Source organism: Bacillus sp. PPSBB_2, from assembly GCF_045291115.1.
GTDB lineage: Bacteria > Bacillota > Bacilli > Bacillales > Bacillaceae_G > Bacillus_A > Bacillus_A cereus.
Genome location: NZ_CP147983.1, coordinates 196,921 through 217,634 on the forward strand (window position 1 = coordinate 196,921; position 20,714 = coordinate 217,634).

Sequence of the window (20,714 nt, forward strand, 5' to 3'; positions counted from 1 at the left end):
GAGGGTGTTGCAAAACTCATAAATATCCAAAAATGAATGCATAAAGAAACCCGTTTTCCTGGAAGAATGATAGTATCCTAAAACTATCTCCAGAAAGGACGGATTTACTAGTATGATAACCAATTTTGATCAAAATCAATCCATTTTACAAATTTTATTTGCCTACGTAGACAGTTTAACCATTGGAGGCGTTCCGCCTATGACAGGCCGCCCACCCATCTGTAGAAAAGCTTTACTCAAATGTTTTTTTATAAAAACGGTATTCCAGATCAATTCATTACGTAAGTTAACTCGTTTTTTACATCAATATCCTTCATTTCGTGTATCTTGTGGCCTTTCGCTTGTTCCTCATATATCTACTTTTTCACGTGTAGGCACTTGGTTTCGCAACGAAGAAATTCCGTTGCTTCATAAACAAATTCTTCAAGAAAAGAATTTAGGGTTAATTCCGTGCGTTTTAATTGATAGTACAGCCTTACGGAGTAGTTTATATGATTCTCAAGCGAAATGGGGAAAATCTACTCGCTATGGTTGGTATAAGGGATATAAAACTCATGTCTGTTCTACACCAGAAGGTGTTATATTGTCGTATGCATTTACAACCGCAAATGTACATGATAGTAAAATAGCTCCTGCATTGCTTCGGGATATACAAAACCAAAATGTGTTATTTTCCGTTGCAGATGCCGCTTATGATAGTCAGCACATTCATGAAATTGCCGGAGCATGTGATATCTTTGCGATCAATCCAATTAACCCGCGTAATAGCGGACCAATCAAAAGTACACATCGTCGTGTAGTGTCTCATTTTCTACAAACTACCTTTGGCAAACAGTTGATGAAAGAGCGTGGAAAAATTGAACAACAGTTTAGTCATCTCAAAGATAAAGGGCTGGAACAGCCACGTTGGTATGGTCAAAATCGCTATCTATTGCATGTTCAGCTAGTTTTTCTGATTCATAACATTGCATATTTATTTTAGTTTTGCAACACCCTCTCTAATGTTATCTTTTCAGAACCAAGCTCTTGTTTAGCTTTTTTCCATAACTCTTGTGCAGATTTTGTATCAACTTTTGTTAAATCGCCGTTTGCAGTACGGAAGTCTTTTCCTTCAGGTCCTTTTGCAAAGTTTTTTGGAACGAGACCAAATGTTGGTGTAGAGCCATCATTTAATAACGTATTTACAAAGGATTTTCTATCAATTGTTTGATCAATTGCTTGGCGTGCAGAAACGTTTTGAAGTACTTTGTTTTGTTGATTCATACGTAAAAATTGTACGCCTACGTTTGGACGTTCTTTAAAGTTAGCATCCTTTTTATATTTATCGACGAAGTCAGATGTTAGTTTTATACGATCTAATTGTTTTGACTCGAATAAATTTACTTCTGTTGATTTTTCTTTTACGACATTAAAATTGATTTCTTCTAGTTTGACAGTATCTTTATCCCAATAGGTAGGGTTCTTCTTAAATTTAAAGCTTTGTTCGTGCTTCCAATCGCTTAGTGTAAAAGCTCCATTGTACAAGATTGTATTATCTTCTAAAGCGTACTTATCACCTTGTACTTTCAAGAATTCCTCATTAATTGGTAGAAATGTTGGGAACGCTGTTAAGCTAATAAAATAAGGAACAGGACGCTCTAATTCTACCTCAAACGTATGGTCATCAACTGCTTTTACACCAAGTTGGTCGGCTGGAAGTTCTTTGTTGTTAATTTTTGTTGCGTTTTTAATATCAAAGAATAAAAATGCATATTCAGAGGCTGTTGCTGGATCTACGGCACGTTGCCAAGCGAACACAAAATCTTTAGCTGTAACAGGAGTGCCGTTTGACCATTTTGAATCTCGCAAATGGAATGTGTATTTCGTTTTATCGCCACTTACTTCATGAGATTTTGCAACACCAGGAACAGGTTTGTTACCTTCACCAAGATTATACAAACCTTCAAATACGTTTCTCATTACTTGACCAGAATCAGTATCTGTAGCACGAGCCGTATCCATTGTTCGTATTTCAGTAGGTGAAGATAAGTTTAAAACCTGTTTACTAGGTGCCTCGTCTTTTGCATTTGCTCCGCTTGCTTCGTTTTTATAACTACCGCAACCAGTTAATAAAATACTTACTCCTACAACTGATGCAATACCGGGTACAAACTTCTTTTTCATTTGATTTTCCTCCTAAATAATTAAGTTTGGATGATGATGAGGGAAATGAAAAATAAAAAATCCCTCTTTTCATATTGAGAAAGAGGGATTTTTACGTACAAGTTATGCACCCGTATATAAACGAAGTCCCTCATTCTATCTTTCAAGCATAAAGCTTGCAGGAAGTGGCACAGTATTCAAAATGAACCTGTTGCCGAGGTTTCAAAGGGCCAGTCCCTCCACCTCTCTTGATACAATGAGTAAACGAATAAATTTTATTAATTTTTGTGTTTCTTTGATAATTCAAAATCTTACACCTTGAATAATGAAGTGTCAACTAAATGAAATATAGTTTAAATTTTCAGTTTTCTACTAGAAGTTAAAGTTATCTGGATCTGGACCAACGCGACGATCTTCATTTAAAGCTTGAATTGCTTTCATATCATCAGCACTTAATTCAAAGTCGAAGATGTTTGCATTTTCAATAATGCGATGTTCTTTAATTGATTTGGGAATTGTTACAACTTCGTTTTGTAAATCCCAACGTAAAATAATTTGCGCAGTTGATTTATTATATTTTGTCGCAATTTCTTGTAACGTTGGATTATCTAGTAGTTGTCCTTGCATTAATGGTGGCCAAGCTTCAAGCTGGATATTATGTTCTTTACAGAATGCATGTAACTCTTCTTGTGCTAAACGTGGGTGGTATTCCACTTGGCTGACCATTGGCTTAATTTCAGCAATTTCAAATACGTCTTGTAAGTGGTGAATGTGGAAATTACTCACACCGATAGCGCGAACACGGCCATCTTTATAAAGTGTTTCTAATGCTTTCCATGATTCAGTATATTTCCCTTTTACAGGCCAATGTACTAAATATAAATCTAAATATTCTAGACCTAATTTCTCTAATGTAGTTTCAAATGCTTGAAGTGTTGTTTCATATCCTTGATCGCTATTCCATACTTTTGAGGTAATAAATAATTCTTCACGTGAAACACCGGATTCACGAATCGCTTGCCCAACGCCTTCTTCATTTTGATAGATTGCTGCAGTATCGATGCTGCGGTAGCCATTTTTAATTGCTGCTTTTACAGAATCAATTACTTCTGAACCATCTTCTACTTTAAAAACACCTAAACCAAACCAAGGCATTTTTACACCGTTATGTAATGTTGTATAGTCTTTTAAACTTGTTAAAATCATATTATTTCCCCCTAGCTTTTTTGTTTGTTGCTTCTACTGCTTTTTGAATTGCCTCTGAAAAATTATATTCGTATAAAGTTTTGAGACCCTCAGCTGTGGAACCACCTGGCGTTGTTACTTGTTCGCGAAGGTTAGCTGGATTTTGCGTTTGTTCAAGCATAGAAGCAGAGCCAGAAATCATTTGAATGACAAGATGTTTTGCGGTTTCTTCATCAACTCCATAACTTTTTGTTGCTTCAATTAAGCTTTCAGCAAAGTAATAAAGGAAGGCTGGTGCACTTCCAGTAACTGCAGTAAGCTGATGAACTTCTTCCTCAGTACAAAGTTGCGAAGTACCAATACCTTTTAAAAGTAGTTGCAGGGTTTCTTGATGTATCTCGTTTACTGATTGTCCCATTGTATATAAGGAGATAGACTTTCCAATTTCAGCAGCTGTATTAGGCATAATCCAAGCAACAGGCGTGCCTTTTGGGAGTCTAGCTTCTAAATAAGATGGTCCAATGCCAGCTGCTACTGTTACGACTAGTTGATTTGATATTAACGGAGATAGCTCAGCTAATAACTCTTCATGAGCAGAAGGTGGCATTGCTAAAACAACCGTATCAACAGATGTAACATGCTGTTTCCAATCTGTTGTAGTGGACACATTATATCGATGTTGTAACTGTTTTAGCTTTTCTATGTTGCTTCGGTTAGAGACGATAATTTCTTCGATGTACTCTTTGCTTGTTTTAAGTAATCCGGAAAATATAGCTTCTGCCATACGACCGGCACCAATAAATAAAATTCGATGTTTAGTTAGCATATCCTTTATTCCTTTCCAGTAGAGATATGTTATAAAAAACGATAACATCTTTAAGAGAATTTTGTAAAAAGAAAAGACTTATCGTAGATGGAATGGATAATGAGAAGGCGGAAATTCATGCTAATATTAGCTGTTATTAATCTCTTTATATGTGTAGCTGGTTTGCTAGAGTGGAAGAGCAATTATAAGGGACAAGAACATACAAATAACTATATCTAGAAAATAATTAGAATTGAAAAACCCCTGAAGCACATATGCTCCAGGGGTTTACTAATAGAATATAAGATTATGCTTTTGTCATACCAAGTAATACAGCGCCGCCAATAATTAAAACACTACCTAGTGCAATAAAGATCAATTGACGTTTTGTTTTCTTTTCACCTAAGAATACAATCGCACCGAATGTTGAGATAACGATTCCAGTTTGAGATAATGGGAAGCTTGTTGCTACTCCGACACGTGGTAGTGAAAGAAGTAAGAATAAGTTTCCAGTTCCCCATAGTAAACCAGATAAAGCATTACGGATTGCATATTTGTTAAATGGTTTATGTTTAGATGTCAGTACAACCGCCCCAACAAACATACCAACTGCTTGTGGTAAAATAGCAGACCAACCATCGATATTATACCAACGAATAATAATTACATATACAAGATAGCCGAAAGTAGAAACAATTAAAGTAAGAAGTCCTTTTTTCAATTGTCCAGGTGGCTGAGCATTTTCTTTATCATCTAATGATGTGAATACAACACCAACTACGATTAATAGGATTGCAATCGTTCCCAGAATAATCGTTGTAGTAGTAGTCCACTCACGGAAAGCGATAACCCCAAAGATAGAAGTTGCAACAAGTTGCATACCAGTAGAAATCGTTACAGTAGTTGAAACACCTAGTTTTTCAACTGTTTTTAATTGGTTTACTTGTCCTAAAGCCCAGAATAAACCTGAAATAAAACCAACAATTAAGATTGTCATTGTTAAAGCTGGTTGAGTAAATACATACATAATTGTTGCGAAGAATAGAGCACCGATTGTCATACCTACCGTTTGGCTATATGCACCACCGCCCATTTTTACGCTTACTAATAAGATGTTTCCCCATGCAATTGCAGGAAGAAGCGCTAATAAAATGTCCATTACAAGACTCCCTTCGGTTTGCTATACCAATATAGTTACATATCGTTCTAACGATCGGTAATGCCCCACTAATAGAGTAGAAGATTACCGATCGCTAAAACAGGATGAAGAATTCACGATATAAATGCGTTTTCATTTCTTCATTTTTTGAAACACCTCCATATAATAACAGGAAATTGCCTATTTTAGAAAGTGAATTCAAATAAAATGTATATTTTAATAAGAGATAAAATTCAGTTATTTCCCGGTGGTATATTTTATTTCCTAAGAAATAAAGAAGCAGCTTTGAAAAAAGCTGCTTTAAGAGTTAGTAATTCTTTTATTAATAAGTTGAATACATAGTAGAAATACGAGTGACATACCGATAGTAATAACTACAAGTGTCCATGCGAGTTGCATATTACTTGCATCAATAGCCATGTAAATTGCAGTTGGGATTGTCTGTGTTTTACCAGGAATGTTCCCGGCAAACATAAGTGTAGCACCAAACTCACCGAGCGCGCGGACAAAGCTCAAAATCATCCCGCTTAGTAAGGCAGGAAATGCGAGCGGAAGTGTAACGTGCAGAAAAACTTGATATTCACTTGCGCCAAGGTCACGAGCACTTTCTTCAATTTGTACATTTGCGATAGAAAATCCCGTTTTCGCTGATTGGTACATAAGCGGAAATGCAACAACTGTAGAAGCAATAATCGCAGCAGTAGATGTGAACATAATAGACTGCTGAAATAATGATTCAACCCACTTTCCGATCGGGCTGTTGTTTCCAAAGATGATAATGAGAAAGAAGCCGATAACAGTTGGTGGAAGTACCATTGGTAATAAAAATATGGTTTCTAATAGTACTTTATATCGCCATGAGGAGCGAGCTAGTGCTCGCCCGACAATTGTCCCTAAAATTGTAACGAGAATAGTGGCGCATGCAGCTACTCTTAAAGATAGAAAGACAGGCGATAAAATAGCATCAATGCTCATAGTAATTACGACAGGACTGTAAATCCATATTTTTTAAAGATAGATTGTGCATCTTTTGACTGCAAATACTCATAAAATGAAGTCGCCTCTTTCTTATGTTTAGATTCCTTTATAACACCTAAAGGATAGTGGATTGGCTCATGAGAAGTAGCTGCTGCTGTCTCACCAATCTTTACTTTATCCGAAATGAGAGCATCTGTTTTGTATACGATACCAGCATCGACATTCCCTGTTTCTACATATGTTAACACTTGGCGAACATCTTTTGTAAATACGACTTTATTTTGAACATCATTCCAAAGGTTTTCGTGTGTTAGAGAAGCCTTTGCATATTTGCCAGCAGGTACAGATTCAGGTGTACCAAGTGCAATTTTTTTGATTTTCTCATCTTTTAAATCTTGAAATTTTGTAAGAGAACTATCTTTAGGGATGACTAGAACTAGTTCATTTCCAAGAAGATTTTTCCCTTCTTTTTCATTAATGAATCCTTTTTTTACAAGGGTTTGGAATTTATCTTCTGCTGCTGAGAAGAATAAATCAGCAGGTGCACCTTGTTCAATTTGTTGTTGAAGTGCTCCAGAAGCACCGAAGTTAAAAGAAAGTTTGATATTTGGCTCTTTTTCTTTATATTGTTTTTCGATTTCTTTTAATGCATCTTGTAAGCTTGCAGCAGCTGAGATAGTTAGTTCAACTGTTTTATCCTCTTTAGCAGCTGACTTTGTATGCTTTTCCCCATTTGTACAAGCAGCGCTAAATATAAGAAGGAAAGAAAGTATAAGTGCCCCGATGGAACGTAATATAAATTTATTCATAAAAAAATCCCCTTTCATTTTGATACATCTAATTATAACTAAATATAACTAATTATAACTGGTTATAATTGAATATAATTTGAACATATATCTATTTTTAAAAAATAGGAGAAATATTCTTTTCTTTGTTACAATGAAAGGAGAAAGTGAGGAATCGTCTATGGATCATCATTCCTACACAACGGAAGAAGTAGCAAAGCGATTAAAAGTATCAAAATTAACTGTATACGACTTAATTAAAAAAGGAGAACTTCCTTCTTATAGAGTTGGTAGACAGATGCGCATTGATGCAGCAGATTTAGATCAATATATAAAGCAAATGAAAACAGGAAAAGTACAAGTTAATCCTGTAAAAAACGATGGTAGTAGTATCTTGAACACGTGTATTATTAGTGGTCAAGAACTAACGTTAGATATGTTAGCTAAACGTATAGAAAATCGTTTGCCAAGTTCTAATGTTTTAAGAGCGTATCAAGGTAGCTTAACGAGTTTAGTGAAAATGTATCAAGGAGAAGGAAGTATCGTTAGTTTGCATTTGTTTGATGGTGAAACGGGTACATATAATATTCCTTACGTAAAACGTATTTTAGTAGGACAGCCATGTCTTATGATTAATTTATTGTCCAGAAATGTAGGGTTTTATGTTCAAAAAGGAAATCCGAAGAAAATAAAGACATGGGCTGACATATCCGGGTCCACTATAAAGTTTGTGAATCGAGAAAAGGGTTCTGGTATTAGAGTGTTAGTGGATGAACAATTACGAATCCAAAAATTAAATAAAGCTGATATTAGTGGATATGAATGGGAAGAATCGAATCATCTTGGTGTTGCCACGCAAGTTGCAAATGGAAAAGCTGATGTAGGAGTAGGTTCAGAAAAGTTTTCGCAAATTGTAAATGTGGACTTTATTCCAATCATGAAAGAACAGTATGATTTAGTAATTTTGAAGAATAAAGAAAATGAAGAGCTGATTGAAGTTGTGAAAGACATTCTGCAATCGGAAGAATTTCATAATGAATTAAATGCGATTGGCGGATATGATATTACGAAAACAGGTCAAATTGTATATGAAATAAAGTGAAACTTTAATCAGTGGGGGGTTCTTCATCCCCCACTGATTATTAGTTGAACCAATCGGACTTTAATGGGCAGCCCGACCCCTACCTAACTTCTTTGCTTTCGCTGAATTTTGAGGTGGGGGTCTTACTGCCCATTAAAGCGGGACAAACTAAAAAGCTGCTTGTCTATAAGACGAGCAGCTTTTTCTATATATAAAGGGGTTTGGGGAAACAAAGTGTTAAATAAGACCTTGAGCAAGTGTATAAATGAAAGCCGTAAGAAGAGTAGCTCCACTTGCAAGTCCGATAAAGTCTGATTTGTTGAAAGTAATGTTGTTCATTATAATCTCTCCTTATTTGTTTAATGTAGTTGCAACAGCTTTTGCATCGACAAGTGCGGATAGCACCATGCCCATTGTATTTAAAAATTTATTTGATTTCATATTGTTCATCATGCGTATCCGCTCCTTTTCGAGTTGTTGTTGCCCTGCTTATGTCTTAATTATAGGGAATATGGATACTTGCAACTATCGAATTAGCTTACGAAAGACTTACACTTTTGTAAGAAAAAAAGACATTCATGTAAGAATGTCTTTCACAGCATATTGATATGATGATGGTCTTCAATTGTTTTTAAAAAACTACGCATTGAATTCGTCATATAGCTATCTTTACGGCGTATGAAAACCGTTGAAATACTGCCGTATTTTTCAGGGATTGCATGACAATGTACCTTACCTGCTTTAGAAAGATGATGGACAGCAGACTGTGGTACGAGTGTAATTCCGAGACCGAGTGCAACACTGTTTAATATTGTCTCTAATATATTGAATTCCATAATTCTTTTTGGTAGCAAACCTTCATCTTTAAGCCAACGTTCTAGTTTGGAGCGGTATCCACATCCTTGGTTAAAAACGAGTAGAGGCGTTGTTGTAAATTCTTCTATATGAAAGGCTTTATTTTGTGTTATAAGCATTAATTTCTCTGTACTAACATCGTATTGTTCGATTAGTGGATGTTTAATAGGACCTGATATAAAGGCGCCATCTAATTGATGATCAAGTACTTCTCTAATTAATTCTTCTGTTAGACCTGCTTGTAATGATAAATCGACATTCGGATAACTTTTATAGTAAGAAGATAAAATGGTAGGCAGTGTACTTACTGTTTCGACTGTACCGATTTTTAATATACCAGAAGGTGTTTCGCTATCTAAAAATACTTGTTTTAGTTCGTCGACATCTTGCAAAATTTTACTAACATAAACGAGCATTTTTCTTCCTTCAGCTGTTAAAGTCATTCCTCGTTTATGGCGGTAAAAGAGTGGGGTTTTTAATTCGTTTTCTAGTTGTTTAATACGTGCAGTTACATTTGATTGTACATAATTTAATTCCTTTGCTGCGCTACTTACACTACCCTGATCGGCAACGCTTTTAAAGATTTGTAAGTCTCGTAATTCCATTTTGTAATCCCCCTTGATGTTAACTATCATTATAAATGATAGTTAACATCATTTTGAATCATTTTACGTGATATATTTTTTCTTTTACAATTCTCTTTGTGCAAATAGAAAGAAACGGGGGATTGCGGTGAGAAGAGGTCAAATGATAATAGGGGCTTTGGCGTGTTTAATTGCGAGTATGTCATGGGGAGCGATGTTTCCAGTTGCTGATCATGCACTAGAATACATAGATCCATTTTATTTTTCGCTTATTCGCTATGGAGCAGTGGCGATAATGCTGATTGTATTGTTGTTAGTGAAAGAAGGAAAACAGGCATTTTGTTTAGAGGGAAGAGGAAAGTTACTCGTCTTTTTTGGAACGATGGCATTTACAGTATATAATGTCCTCATATTTTTAGGGCAAATGTTAATGGGTAAGTCGGGTGTAATGGTAGCTTCCATTATGGAAGCACTTATGCCGATGATTTCTATTTGTATTTTATGGGGATATAAGCATATAAAACCGAAGAAGTATATGATAACGAGTATGGTTATTGCTTTTGTAGGAGCTGTGTTTGTTATTACAAAAGGTGACATGAGTTTCTTTGTAACATTGAAAGATAATATGTTCCCATTAGCGTTTATATTTATTGGTGTTGTAGGGTGGGTTATTTATACGATGGGTGGTCAAACTTGTAGTGATTGGTCAACATTACGTTATTCTACGTTGACGTGTGTATTCGGTACGACTGTTACAGCGATTATAACGGTAATTATTACGTCGCTTGGATATATTTCAGTTCCGAGTATGGGAACGATTTCTATTGTGAAATATGATTTGTTATTTATGATGACATTGCCAGGTATTGTAGCGCTACTTGCTTGGAACTATGGTGTGAAAATTTTATCATCCATTAATGGGATTTTATTTATTAATTTTGTACCAATTACGACTTTAGCTATTATGATGATGCAAGGGTATCAAATCACAATGTTTGATATTATAGGGACTGTACTTGTTATTGCAGCGCTTATTCGCAATAACGTTTGTCAGAGAAAAGAAGAAAATATAAATAAGAGAGTTTTACAAGAAGAACAATTACGTCAAGCTGTTTAATAGGCAAATGGAGGATTTCACATGTTAGAAAGTTTATTGTTTTTCTTCGCCGTCGGAGTTGCCTGTGAGCTTGCAGCAATTAATCGAAATGGTCGTAAAAAGATAAAACAACAAGCTGAGCTAATACAGCTTTTAAAAGAATTGAAAGAAAGAAAAAATTAAAAAGACGACCGGGCATAGACGGTCGTCTTTTTCTATATAAAGGGGAAAGGGGACACAAGGTTATACAAGCATAGCAGCATAAATAAAAGCAGTAAGAAGAGAGCCGCTAGCTAATCCTAAAAAGTCTAATTTGTTAAAAGTGATGTTATTCATAATGAGTTCTCCTTACTTGTTTAATGTAGAAGCAACAGCTTTTGCGTCGAAAAGAGCTGATAATATCATGCCCATTGTATGTAAGAAATTGTTCATTTTCATATTGTTCATCATATCAATCGACTCCTTTTCGAATAGTTGTTGCCCTGTTTCTGACTTAATTGTATGAAATATAGTGAGAAGTAACTATCGAATTAGCTTACAAGAAAATTACACTTTTGTAAGAATTGAAATTTAACAATTCATACTTAATTTTATTACCAACTCCTAAAACTTAGTGTTATAATCGTTATAAGAATATGATTATACTTCGGATGTTTAGAAAGGAACGAAACCAATGTATAAACCAATTACATTTTTGTTGAAATATATATTTAAAACAGCTGGGAAAGTAGAAGTGCAAGGAAGAGAAAAGTTACCGGAAGGTGGTCCGTATGTTGTTGCGTGTACACATACAAGTTTTATGGATGTATTAATGTTAGCTACAGGGATGTACCCAACTCAAATTCATTACATGGCAAAAAAAGAATTATTTGAAGGGAAATTCAAAAATTGGTTCTTTAAAAATGTAAATGCATTCCCTGTAGATCGCGCGAATCCGGGACCAAGTACACTTAAAATTCCATCACGTTTATTAAAAGAAGGAAAGGTAGTAGGGATTTTTCCGAGTGGAACGAGATCAGCGGAAGATGTTTCATTAAAAGCGGGTGCTGTGACAATTGCGATGCGTTCTAATGTACCTTTAGTGCCGGCAGCTTATGTTGGTCCATCAAGTGTAAAAGAATTAATAAAGGGGAAAAAGGCACAATTGATTTTTGGAGATCCGATTCAAATTGAGGCTGGAGAACAAATAGATCGAAAAACTGCTATGAAAATGATGACAGATCAATTAAATGAGAAGTTTGAGGAGTTAAAAGAAGCTTTGCAATCAAATCAAAAATAAGAAAAGACGACCGGGCATAGACGGTCGTCTTTTTCTATATAAAGGGGAAAGGGGACACAAAGTTATACAAGCGTAGCGGCGTAAATAAAAGCAGTAAGAAGAATCGAGCCACTAGCTAGTCCTAAAAAATCTAATTTGTTAAAAGTGATGTTATTCATAATACATTCTCCTTACTTGTTTAATGTAGAAGCAACAGCTTTTGCGTCGATAAGAGCGGAAAATACCATGCCCATTGTATGTAAGAAATTGTTCGTTTTTATTTTGTTCATCATATTAATCCGCTCCTTTTCGAATAGTTGTTACCTTGTTTCTGACTTAATTGTATGAAATGTTGCGGAAAGTCACTATCGAATTAGCTTACAGAAAAATTACACTTTTGTAAGAGAAACGAATGAAGGTGTAATGATAAGAAGATTTGACATATGTTCATGGGATTCATTAAGTTAAAGATAGAGGTGAGTGTATGACTAATATTAAAGATATCGCAAAGATGGCGGGAGTTTCAGTTACGACTGTTTCGAGAGTGTTGAATGATCACCCATATGTAAGTGAAGAAAAAAGAAAAGCGGTTATAGAGATAGTTGAGAAATTGAATTACTCGCAAAACGCAAATGCTGTTCATTTATCAAAAGGGAAGACGAATATTGTTGGTGTAATTCTACCTTACATTAATCACCCGAGCTTTGATGCAATGGTAGGGGGAATGATGGAGGGAGCGTTAACTCATAATTACAGGGTGCTACTTTGCCAAACGAATTATAATAAAAAAGAAGAAATGAAAAGTTTACATATGTTAAAAACAAAACAATTGGATGGTCTTATTATTTGTTCACGTGCAAATGATTGGGAAACGATAGAACCGTATGCTTCTTACGGCACAATAATTGCTTGTGAAGATAATAATGATATTTCAAACATCTCAAGTGTATATACGAATCATTCAGCGGCCTTTCAATTAGGAATGGATTATTTGATTGAGAAAGGTTATAAAAAAAATTGGTTATTGTACGGGAAGAAAATTAGGGCCGAGTAGTCAAAAGCGTTTTGATGTTTATAAACAGCAATTGCAATCTATAGACGAAGAGGTTAATGAAGAATGGATTTTTACAGAATGTTTTACACTAGAAGATGGTGTGAAAGTGGCTCATAAGTTAAAAGAGATGCAGGATCTTCCTGAAGCATTAATAGTAGCAGGCGATGAAGTTGCGATTGGGGTTATGACAGAGGTTGAAAAATTAGGGATTCAAGTTCCTGAGGATTTAGCGATTATTGGCTTTGATAATCAACCTATCTCGCAAGTGTTACAATTGACAACTATTGATCAAAATTTAAAGGAGATAGGGAAAACTGCTTTTGAAATGTTGCATAGAAAAGTGAATGAAGAGAGTTCTGAACAAGAAAAGCTGGAAATTCCATACGAACTTGTGGAACGCTCTACAGTTTAATTTTAACCCGTTATGTGTATAATCGCATAACGGATTATTTTTTTGAAATACCTTTGACAGGAAACGCGTTTCATACTTTATAAAGGAGTTAAACCGGTTTGTAACAATCCATGGATTCTTTTCAAGAATAGTATTTGGAGGGATATGCATGAATGAACTTTTATTAAGTGTGAACAAGTATATAGAGGATAACGAAAAAAATGTTAGCCTTTGTAGTAGGGATCTTTGAGAAGGATAATTTTATGTTATGTTACCAACATGGAATTTTTGTTGCCACTACTAGACGTCTCCTTTTTTACGGGAAATTTCCGTACTATCCTTCAACATTTAAAGAGTACCCATATTTGCATATAGATAGCATAGATTTTCATTCGTACTTTGAGTTTACTTATAATCATGAAACGGTTAGAGCTAAGCATATTCAGAAAGGGAATGTGGAGCGATTTGTCCATGTAGTTAGAGCAAATATGAATAATTAATCAACCCTCTGTTTAAACATAATATTTCAATTTTTAAGAGGGAAAATGCGGAATAAAAACCACTTCTAAACCTCTAGGAGATAGTGATACAATGTCAAATGGGGGGAGGGTATGAACTATGGTTAATCAACGTATAAAGGAAATAACACTAATTACAATTGGTTCATTATTATTCGCAATTGGTATTAATTACTTTGCAATTCCAAACCGTTTATCGGAAGGTGGAATTATTGGTTTAACGGTTGTTACGTACTACTTATTTGATTGGTCACCAGGGATTGTGAATTTTGCTATAAATGCAATTTTACTAGCTATTGGTTATAAATTTTTTGATAAGAAAACAATGATTTATACAATTTTAGGGATTGTAGAAACATCTTTGTTTTTATACGTTACAGAACATATTGAGTATCATGTAAATAGTGATACATTATTAGCAGCTTTATTTGCTGGTTTATTTGTGGGTATTGGATTAGGCTGTATGTTCAAAGCCGGAGGTACATCGGGAGGATCAGCAATCTTAGCTCAGTTAGCAAATCAATATTTAGGTTGGAGTGTGGGTAAAGGTGTACTAATTATTGATATTGTTGTAATTGCTGGTTCTGTATTTATAATAGGGCAAGAAAAGGCAATGTATACACTTGTAGCTGTGTTCATTGGAGCGAAGGTGATTGATTTCATTGTAGAAGGAATGGACACAAAAACGGCTGTTACGATTATTTCGAATCAACCAGACTTAATTCGTGAAGCTATTACGAAAAATATGACACGCGGTGTTACTGTATTAGAAGGGCGCGGCGGATATACTGGTAAAAATAAAGAAGTTTTATATGTTGTTATTAATAAACAAGAGCTTGTTAAGTTAAAACAAGTTATTAGTCGGGTAGATGAAGATTCTTTCGTTGTTATACATGATGTACGTGATGTACTTGGCGGTGGCTTTAAAGCAAGCTAAAAGGTGAACGAGCAAATTCGTTCACCTTTTTTAATTCTTACAAAAATGTAAGTGTAATGTAATGAGATTCAATAGTAGATTTTATTCCCCCTTTTTAAAATGGATGTATATATATCCTGCAGAGGAGGAATGTTTACTATGAAGAAAAAAATGATCACTACTATAATAGCGATGATAGTGATAGTAGTAATGTTACTGCCTACGAAACTTGGACCGGTTATCGATAAATATAATCCATTTTATAAGACGAAAGAATACTATACGGTTGTGAATACAATTGGTCAGCATATTGGTGATGAGTGGTATGAATATGAATTTATTGCATTCGATGAACGTGGTAGAGAGCAGAAAATAAAGAAAACGGTTAAGCATATGTTAAAGAGAGATGAAGCATTAAAGGTTTTTGCAAAAGGACGTTACGGTGAATCGATTGAAGAGATTGAGGTTGCAAATATTCCTATAAATGCGAAGAGCAAACTTTTAACGATGAGATAGTAAAATATACCCCCAGCTATTTTTTGTCGAAAATAAAAATACTGGGTAAGGGTATTTTTAAGATTAACAAAAAAGCCTTAGTCCATATAGACTAAGGCTTTTTTATTATATAAAGAGGAAGGGGGTACATTGTAGTAGCATGGGTGAAAGGTATAAGAAGAGTAGCTACTAGCAATGTAATTTGGTTATGTGAGTGTTCTTCTTATTTGGCTTACTTCCTAACTTTATTGTACGAAATATAAGTAAGGGGAACTATCGAATTACATTACACATAACTTACAAACATGTAAGCCTTCTGTAATGTAATTCGATAGTTAAAAGATAGTAATTTTCATATAGTGTAACTAGAAAGTCTCAATGTATTACTTTCTGTTTGTAATGAAGAATGAAAAACCAACTAATTTTTAATAATCCTCATCTGAATAAAGATGGGGATCCTTTTTTAAACCTTACAACATTGTAAGGTTTACGTAAGTTAATTCGATAGTAAATTTGTCATATTTTTTGCATAATAGATACAGATAGAAAAATAATTAGGGATCTAGTAAGAAGGGAGAAGAATGGGATGCGTAAAGAAGAAGTAGTGAAGTTACCAATTAAAGATTTCTGTAGCTACTTTACTGTTGCCGTAGTGTGTATTGGATTATTTGATATCATAACAAACTTAATTGTTAAATAATATAGATGCTAAAACAAGAAAGGAAGTCCTTTCTTGTTTTTTTTATGGGGGCATAAAGATGAAATGGATTGATAGTCATATACATGTTGATCAATATAAGGATGAAGAGAAGAGCAGATTACTGAAAGAGGTGGAAAATAGTAATGAAATAAAGGGGCTTATTGCAGTATCTATGAATTATCAATCTTGTAAGGAAACGTTATCTTTAGCGAAGAAGTATCCCTTTATATATCCAGCGATAGGGTTTCATCCAGAGCAACAGATTCATAAAGAAGAGTGTGAACAGATTTATCAACTTATTGAACAGAACGCAGAGGAAATTGTTGCGATTGGTGAAGTAGGTTTGCCCTATTATTTGAGAAAAGAAGATGAAAGAATTGCTGCAGATCCATACATAGCTGTATTGAAAAAATTTATAGAACTAGCTAGTAAGTATAATTTGCCGATTGTATTACACGCAGTTTATGAAGATGCTGACATTGTATGTGATTTGCTAGAGAAATATAAAGTTTCACGTGCACACTTCCATTGGTTTAAAGGAAGCGATGAAACAATGAAACGGATGATGAGAAATGGTTATTATATTTCGATTACACCGGATGTTTTACATAAGGAGAAGATTAGAAAAATCGTTTCGTATTATCCGCTTGAATATATGATGGTAGAAACAGATGGACCGTGGGAATTTCAAGAGGGTGTTATAACGCATCCAAGAATGATTCGAGAGGTATTAAAGGAAATTAGTTCTATAAAAAACATATCCATTGATAAGGTCGCAGAAACAATATATGAAAATACAAGTCGATTTTATTTGAAAGGATAGGAGAATTATAATTTTCATAATGTAACGGAAAAAGTAAAAGTTGAATTTATTTAATAAAATGCCACGGTTTGATATATGAAAAAAACCACCGAGCGTTCCGCTCGGTGGTTTTGTATTAGGATTCTAATTTTTTCGCACGTTTTAATAATAAAAGAAAGACAATGATAACGAACCCCAGTATAAGGAAGAAGCCATATTGCTTTATATAATCAATTATGTCATTCGCACTGGTTGGTTTTTCAACGTGAATGCCGTCTTTATTCGTCGTAATATGAATATCTTTCATTTTTACTTCATTCTTTTCCTTTTGTAAATCAATCCATTCTATATTTGGAATACTTTCTAGATCCTTTAATACTTCTTTTAATGGTTTCACACCTAAGTAAGGATGATAGAATGCACCAATAACTCCATCTGATAATTTAGAAACAGATAGAGCACGTTCTTTCATTTTAGCAATAGTTTGTGGCGTATCTTCTTCAATAAATCCGACTGTTTCAGGCAATAGTTTCATTCCATGTAAAAATGACGGAGTACTTGTATAATATGGTGAGTGCATGGATTTCCAAGTTGTATCATTTAACTGTAGTTGTCCTACATAAGTTGAAAAGTACCTTGATAATATTTCATATCCTTTTTGAGACATCGTGTAATGAGGTGCTTCAAAGGCAACAGGATATAGTTTAGCATCTACAAGTTCTTGAATTCCTTTTTCGATATGATCTTTCGTATATTTTTCCTCGAATTCTTCCCCTTTTTTTACATATTGGTTATATGCCTCTATATTTGGAAAGTCATCTTTTGTCTTCGGTTTTTCATGCTTCGGTTGGCGAATTGGTTGATCTGTTTTTACATCCCAAAATTCAAAGCCCTCACCTGTTTCACTGTCATAAAATTGGTGAGTATAACCATGCATAATAATTGCTGCACCATCATCTTGCATAGAGCGTAAAAGATCAACTAGTTCTGGTCTATCTTTTAAATGTATTATCTTTCCTGTATCTGGATCTTTATATACCGGAATAACAGTAATCATGTAAGGCATCTTTTTCTCTTTTAGTAATTCAGCAATTTCTTTCAATTGATTTATATCTGCTGCTGGGTGAACATCCTCAAGGCGTAAATAAGCTTCAACTTTATTTTTCGTTGGTTTTTGGCCGAAATAAGAAAATAACATTTCACCGACGTAATGAGACATCCAGTCAAAGAGGTTAGGTGTTGCAACATAATAAGATGTTTCATGCTGAACAATTAGTGGATTAGTGTTATTTGAGCTTAAGGCGTTAGCAAGCACAGTTCCATTCGTATCAAATGATTGAATTAATCGTTCCTCTTCTAAGGTATTTTTTAGCTTCTTGTCTGGATATTCAATTTTATTAACTCGTATATCATCACTCTTCAAAGTAATGAAAGAAAAACGCTTAGATAATTGTTCAACATTTTGTCCTAATACTAATATAGGGCCGGAGAAGTTTTCTAGAAATTGTTTCGTTTCATCAGAAAACGCTTCTTTTGTTTCACCGATATAAACAATATGTGTATAGGAGGATACGTTATTAATTGAAGTTGCTTCTTTTAATTTTTTTACGGTTATATCATTTGTAAAATGTCCTAATTGAGTATTAAGGATTTGGACATTATTTGAAACTTTATCGTCTTGTGTACTATACAAAACAAGTACTTTTGGTTTTGATGATGTTTGTGCAGAGGTGTAGGTAGGGATGAGTAGTAAAATGCTGAACAAGAGTGTTAGGCATTTTTTCATTTTGTACGCTCCTATTCTATATATAGAGTTCAGTTTACAATTATATACAATAAATGCGTTATAGTCTATGAAAGTTACATTTTTGCCCGTATTTACCAGCTGTTTTTTCACAAAATCGGTCTAAAGCATGATGATAATATGTATAGTTATTTGCTATGATAAAAGAGTAATAGAATGTAGGTAATTGTAAAGGGAAGGCTGAAAGGGGACAAATTTCAGCGGAGAAAGAGGTAGAGGTAGTGAAGAAATTCTTTGTAGGATTTTTAGTTGTTCTTGGAGTATATTTATATTTCCAAGGAAAGTCTGAAGGAATGGATAAGCTAGTGAATGGAACAAGCTATGTTGATTCAGAAGAAGCAAAACAGATGAAACAAATCATTATAGAGGAAGCGAAGAAAGTAAATCTTCCAGAATGGATACCTCTTGCAATTGCCGAGCATGAAAGTCGATTAAATCCAAGAAGTGTTGGAGATAATGGAACTTCATTCGGATTGTTTCAACTACACCGCGGCGGCGGGCTTGCACCAGAACATTTAACTGATGATGAGCTGAAAGATCCACGTACAAATGCGCAAATTGCAATGCCGCATTTAATGAAAGGATATAAGCGTGGGGTGCAAAAAGGTTTGACTGATTTTGCATTACTGAAATATATAGCGAATACATCTGGATGGCCAGGGAATTTAGGGCCAGAGTGGACGGATAATAACATGAAGTATAACATCGGATTAGAAGATGTGTACTATCGAAATAAAGGTGTAATAAAAGAGTAGGTTTTCTATACCTACTCTGTTTTTTTATGAATAATTTCATCCTTTTCTTTCGTGAAATACTGCGTGAGTTGTATTTTCACCTCTTCTAGTTTTGTAGAAACTTGCGGTATTTTATATCCTACATACAATGGTGAAACGACAAATGTAGGTACAACTTTACAAATAATTTTTCCATTTAAGTAATAGAAGAATAAGTTATAACTACTGCATCCTTTATGGAAATCTGTCAGTATGTAACGTACAGTTTGCTGAATGTAATTTGCCATTTCATCTATATATGAAATATTATCAATGATTATATTGAATTCAGTGAAGCCAATAATGGGACGCTCTGAAATATTAAGCTCAATGCGTTCATTTTTTTGAACAATTAACCCTTGGAAATTTTCTTCTTCAATATTTTCAAGATAATCTACATATTTCATTCCGATAATTTGCATGTGTGCATGATGCAAACTTCCACCTGAAAATGGACCGTGATTTTTATATAAAATCACAGATGCGAACTCTTCGTTCTTCTGTAAGTGTAACCAATGTTGAATAGAAAATTGCAGTAATTTTCTCATATGTTCTTTTGTATATGTTGCGATATGATCTTCGCAATTATCGGTTTCGATTAACACTGTTTGAAATGTATCTTGTAATGTAGGAAATTTATTTTTTAACCAAATAATAGAACCATCAGTTGCTAAAATATCCGTTAATTGTTCTTTATCGCAAAATGGACATGCAGCGCTTCTATTCCGAATACTTTCTGGTTTTTGTTTACCGATATCGTTTAAAAAATATAGTTGTTGTGTATCCATTTGTATATATGCCCCTTTAAAATATGTGTAAAAATCCCGCTTAATACATTCGGGAAAAGGAGAAGGAAATCCTCTAAAGGAATAGGGGAAAAATAAAAGACAAGATATCCTCATTACGATAGGGTACCTTGTCTTTTATTTTTTCTCTAATAGCGTGTATGGATAATATAGAACATTTTCATTATTTTTCTTTTTTCTCTTTTTTATTGTGTATAAGGTAATTGCTGTGCTTGCAATTATAATAATGGCTTTCTTCATATTCATATACCCCTCGTAGAATATAGTTTAGATCAGTATTTCTGCTTTCTAATTACCCTGATTTTAAAAAAAATAGATAACAAGATTCCTTACGGAATTTGTTTCGATATTATTGAATTTCCCAGATACAATGGATGTATGGAAAGGATCCATCGGGAATTTGCTCATTTCCCCTGTAGCTCTGTCTACGATAAAAAGTCTGTTACCCGAGCCATTGCTATCACTACCAACACACTAGCTGTTTCGATAACTGATTGGGCTTTTGGATAGTAGTTCAAAAGGTA

The 20,714-nt window shown here is 34.3% G+C and carries 21 protein-coding genes, 3 pseudogenes and 1 riboswitch; of the genes and pseudogenes, 11 read left to right on the plus strand and 13 right to left on the minus strand.

What is annotated here, in order from left to right; translation table 11 throughout:
• The first annotated feature begins 112 nt into the window (after positions 1-112).
• On the plus strand, positions 113-982 hold the full coding sequence (locus V6946_RS01050) for an ISNCY family transposase (protein ID WP_023520903.1): 870 nt from the start codon (positions 113-115) through the stop codon (positions 980-982).
• A 14-nt stretch (positions 983-996) separates the two neighbouring features.
• Here V6946_RS01050 and V6946_RS01055 read toward each other — a convergent pair.
• The 6 genes and pseudogenes from V6946_RS01055 to modA form a co-directional block, all read right to left on the minus strand.
• Positions 997-2,163 (minus strand): annotated as a pseudogene (locus tag V6946_RS01055) (peptide ABC transporter substrate-binding protein); the annotation flags it as partial.
• Positions 2,164-2,295: 132 nt separating this feature from the next.
• A riboswitch (SAM riboswitch) is annotated at positions 2,296-2,400 on the minus strand.
• A 114-nt stretch (positions 2,401-2,514) separates the two neighbouring features.
• Positions 2,515-3,348 carry an aldo/keto reductase gene (locus V6946_RS01060; RefSeq protein ID WP_006919697.1) on the minus strand — a complete coding sequence of 278 codons (834 nt, stop codon included), beginning with the start codon at positions 3,346-3,348 and terminating at the stop codon, positions 2,515-2,517.
• Between the two features lies 1 nt (position 3,349).
• Positions 3,350-4,153: a pyrroline-5-carboxylate reductase gene (gene proC, locus V6946_RS01065; RefSeq protein WP_000956253.1), complete on the minus strand. Its 804-nt coding sequence runs from the start codon at positions 4,151-4,153 to the stop codon at positions 3,350-3,352.
• A gap of 286 nt (positions 4,154-4,439) precedes the next feature.
• The gene (locus tag V6946_RS01070; protein WP_000353544.1) at positions 4,440-5,291 is read right to left on the minus strand and encodes a GRP family sugar transporter; all 852 of its coding nucleotides are present in this window, start codon (positions 5,289-5,291) and stop codon (positions 4,440-4,442) included.
• A gap of 300 nt (positions 5,292-5,591) precedes the next feature.
• Entirely contained in the window at positions 5,592-6,266 is a 675-nt protein-coding gene (modB, locus tag V6946_RS01075; RefSeq protein ID WP_000020526.1) for a molybdate ABC transporter permease subunit, read from the minus strand.
• A 5-nt stretch (positions 6,267-6,271) separates the two neighbouring features.
• Complete coding sequence (gene modA, locus V6946_RS01080) at positions 6,272-7,078, minus strand: molybdate ABC transporter substrate-binding protein (protein WP_006919711.1); 807 nt, start codon at positions 7,076-7,078, stop codon at positions 6,272-6,274.
• Between the two features lie 160 nt (positions 7,079-7,238).
• Between modA and V6946_RS01085 the strand changes: the two genes are divergently transcribed.
• Positions 7,239-8,159 carry a substrate-binding domain-containing protein gene (locus tag V6946_RS01085; protein WP_006919713.1) on the plus strand — a complete coding sequence of 307 codons (921 nt, stop codon included), beginning with the start codon at positions 7,239-7,241 and terminating at the stop codon, positions 8,157-8,159.
• Positions 8,160-8,375: 216 nt separating this feature from the next.
• Here the strand turns inward: V6946_RS01085 and V6946_RS01090 are convergent, their stop codons facing one another.
• Both V6946_RS01090 and V6946_RS01095 read right to left on the minus strand, forming a co-directional pair.
• Positions 8,376-8,477, minus strand: coding sequence for a DUF3948 family protein (locus V6946_RS01090; RefSeq protein WP_001060017.1), 102 nt, complete (start codon positions 8,475-8,477; stop codon positions 8,376-8,378).
• Between the two features lie 254 nt (positions 8,478-8,731).
• On the minus strand, positions 8,732-9,598 hold the full coding sequence (locus V6946_RS01095; RefSeq protein ID WP_000423031.1) for a LysR family transcriptional regulator: 867 nt from the start codon (positions 9,596-9,598) through the stop codon (positions 8,732-8,734).
• 127 nt (positions 9,599-9,725) lie between these two features.
• Here V6946_RS01095 and V6946_RS01100 point away from each other — a divergent pair, with 127 nt between their 5' ends.
• The gene (locus V6946_RS01100) at positions 9,726-10,694 is read left to right on the plus strand and encodes a DMT family transporter (protein ID WP_002180311.1); all 969 of its coding nucleotides are present in this window, start codon (positions 9,726-9,728) and stop codon (positions 10,692-10,694) included.
• 21 nt (positions 10,695-10,715) lie between these two features.
• Complete coding sequence (locus tag V6946_RS01105) at positions 10,716-10,856, plus strand: YrzO family protein (RefSeq protein ID WP_000894065.1); 141 nt, start codon at positions 10,716-10,718, stop codon at positions 10,854-10,856.
• A gap of 60 nt (positions 10,857-10,916) precedes the next feature.
• On the opposite strand, the gene V6946_RS01110 is transcribed toward V6946_RS01105, so the two are convergent.
• Entirely contained in the window at positions 10,917-11,009 is a 93-nt protein-coding gene (locus V6946_RS01110; protein WP_081631312.1) for a DUF3948 family protein, read from the minus strand.
• A 337-nt stretch (positions 11,010-11,346) separates the two neighbouring features.
• Between V6946_RS01110 and V6946_RS01115 the strand changes: the two genes are divergently transcribed.
• The gene (locus V6946_RS01115) at positions 11,347-11,952 is read left to right on the plus strand and encodes a 1-acyl-sn-glycerol-3-phosphate acyltransferase (protein ID WP_000277778.1); all 606 of its coding nucleotides are present in this window, start codon (positions 11,347-11,349) and stop codon (positions 11,950-11,952) included.
• Positions 11,953-12,014: 62 nt separating this feature from the next.
• Here the strand turns inward: V6946_RS01115 and V6946_RS01120 are convergent, their stop codons facing one another.
• Positions 12,015-12,110: a DUF3948 family protein gene (locus V6946_RS01120; protein WP_001059999.1), complete on the minus strand. Its 96-nt coding sequence runs from the start codon at positions 12,108-12,110 to the stop codon at positions 12,015-12,017.
• A 305-nt stretch (positions 12,111-12,415) separates the two neighbouring features.
• Here V6946_RS01120 and V6946_RS01125 point away from each other — a divergent pair.
• From V6946_RS01125 to V6946_RS01145, 5 genes and pseudogenes are all read left to right on the plus strand, one after another.
• Positions 12,416-13,397: pseudogene (locus tag V6946_RS01125) on the plus strand (LacI family DNA-binding transcriptional regulator).
• 148 nt (positions 13,398-13,545) lie between these two features.
• A pseudogene (locus V6946_RS01130) lies at positions 13,546-13,876 on the plus strand (PH domain-containing protein).
• Between the two features lie 118 nt (positions 13,877-13,994).
• Positions 13,995-14,831 carry a YitT family protein gene (locus V6946_RS01135; protein WP_000248038.1) on the plus strand — a complete coding sequence of 279 codons (837 nt, stop codon included), beginning with the start codon at positions 13,995-13,997 and terminating at the stop codon, positions 14,829-14,831.
• A 138-nt stretch (positions 14,832-14,969) separates the two neighbouring features.
• Complete coding sequence (locus V6946_RS01140) at positions 14,970-15,326, plus strand: YxeA family protein (protein WP_000728422.1); 357 nt, start codon at positions 14,970-14,972, stop codon at positions 15,324-15,326.
• A 737-nt stretch (positions 15,327-16,063) separates the two neighbouring features.
• On the plus strand, positions 16,064-16,828 hold the full coding sequence (locus V6946_RS01145; RefSeq protein ID WP_016124200.1) for a TatD family hydrolase: 765 nt from the start codon (positions 16,064-16,066) through the stop codon (positions 16,826-16,828).
• A 115-nt stretch (positions 16,829-16,943) separates the two neighbouring features.
• On the opposite strand, the gene V6946_RS01150 is transcribed toward V6946_RS01145, so the two are convergent.
• Complete coding sequence (locus tag V6946_RS01150) at positions 16,944-18,593, minus strand: DUF2334 domain-containing protein (protein WP_006919726.1); 1,650 nt, start codon at positions 18,591-18,593, stop codon at positions 16,944-16,946.
• Between the two features lie 239 nt (positions 18,594-18,832).
• Between V6946_RS01150 and V6946_RS01155 the strand changes: the two genes are divergently transcribed.
• Positions 18,833-19,366 (plus strand): transglycosylase SLT domain-containing protein, encoded by a 534-nt coding sequence (locus V6946_RS01155; RefSeq protein ID WP_000713249.1) that lies wholly within the window; start codon positions 18,833-18,835, stop codon positions 19,364-19,366.
• An 11-nt stretch (positions 19,367-19,377) separates the two neighbouring features.
• Here V6946_RS01155 and V6946_RS01160 read toward each other — a convergent pair whose 3' ends face one another.
• Entirely contained in the window at positions 19,378-20,172 is a 795-nt protein-coding gene (locus V6946_RS01160; protein WP_366982196.1) for a DUF4931 domain-containing protein, read from the minus strand.
• A 135-nt stretch (positions 20,173-20,307) separates the two neighbouring features.
• Positions 20,308-20,436, minus strand: a complete 129-nt coding sequence (locus tag V6946_RS01165) for a hypothetical protein (protein ID WP_002023099.1) — start codon at positions 20,434-20,436, stop codon at positions 20,308-20,310.
• Positions 20,437-20,714: the final 278 nt, after the last annotated feature.

What these genes read in the sequence shown, in the direction of transcription:
- V6946_RS01050 (WP_023520903.1), top strand. Translation starts at nt 113, where the DNA reads ATGATAACCAATTTTGATCAAAATCAATCCATTTTACAAATTTTATTT.
- V6946_RS01060 (WP_006919697.1), bottom strand. Translation starts at nt 3,348, where the DNA reads ATGATTTTAACAAGTTTAAAAGACTATACAACATTACATAACGGTGTA.
- proC (WP_000956253.1), bottom strand. Translation starts at nt 4,153, where the DNA reads ATGCTAACTAAACATCGAATTTTATTTATTGGTGCCGGTCGTATGGCA.
- V6946_RS01070 (WP_000353544.1), bottom strand. Translation starts at nt 5,291, where the DNA reads ATGGACATTTTATTAGCGCTTCTTCCTGCAATTGCATGGGGAAACATC.
- modB (WP_000020526.1), bottom strand. Translation starts at nt 6,266, where the DNA reads ATGAGCATTGATGCTATTTTATCGCCTGTCTTTCTATCTTTAAGAGTA.
- modA (WP_006919711.1), bottom strand. Translation starts at nt 7,078, where the DNA reads ATGAATAAATTTATATTACGTTCCATCGGGGCACTTATACTTTCTTTC.
- V6946_RS01085 (WP_006919713.1), top strand. Translation starts at nt 7,239, where the DNA reads ATGGATCATCATTCCTACACAACGGAAGAAGTAGCAAAGCGATTAAAA.
- V6946_RS01090 (WP_001060017.1), bottom strand. Translation starts at nt 8,477, where the DNA reads ATGAACAACATTACTTTCAACAAATCAGACTTTATCGGACTTGCAAGT.
- V6946_RS01095 (WP_000423031.1), bottom strand. Translation starts at nt 9,598, where the DNA reads ATGGAATTACGAGACTTACAAATCTTTAAAAGCGTTGCCGATCAGGGT.
- V6946_RS01105 (WP_000894065.1), top strand. Translation starts at nt 10,716, where the DNA reads ATGTTAGAAAGTTTATTGTTTTTCTTCGCCGTCGGAGTTGCCTGTGAG.
- V6946_RS01110 (WP_081631312.1), bottom strand. Translation starts at nt 11,009, where the DNA reads ATGAATAACATCACTTTTAACAAATTAGACTTTTTAGGATTAGCTAGC.
- V6946_RS01115 (WP_000277778.1), top strand. Translation starts at nt 11,347, where the DNA reads ATGTATAAACCAATTACATTTTTGTTGAAATATATATTTAAAACAGCT.
- V6946_RS01120 (WP_001059999.1), bottom strand. Translation starts at nt 12,110, where the DNA reads ATGAATAACATCACTTTTAACAAATTAGATTTTTTAGGACTAGCTAGT.
- V6946_RS01135 (WP_000248038.1), top strand. Translation starts at nt 13,995, where the DNA reads ATGGTTAATCAACGTATAAAGGAAATAACACTAATTACAATTGGTTCA.
- V6946_RS01140 (WP_000728422.1), top strand. Translation starts at nt 14,970, where the DNA reads ATGAAGAAAAAAATGATCACTACTATAATAGCGATGATAGTGATAGTA.
- V6946_RS01145 (WP_016124200.1), top strand. Translation starts at nt 16,064, where the DNA reads ATGAAATGGATTGATAGTCATATACATGTTGATCAATATAAGGATGAA.
- V6946_RS01150 (WP_006919726.1), bottom strand. Translation starts at nt 18,593, where the DNA reads ATGAAAAAATGCCTAACACTCTTGTTCAGCATTTTACTACTCATCCCT.
- V6946_RS01160 (WP_366982196.1), bottom strand. Translation starts at nt 20,172, where the DNA reads ATGGATACACAACAACTATATTTTTTAAACGATATCGGTAAACAAAAA.
- V6946_RS01165 (WP_002023099.1), bottom strand. Translation starts at nt 20,436, where the DNA reads ATGAATATGAAGAAAGCCATTATTATAATTGCAAGCACAGCAATTACC.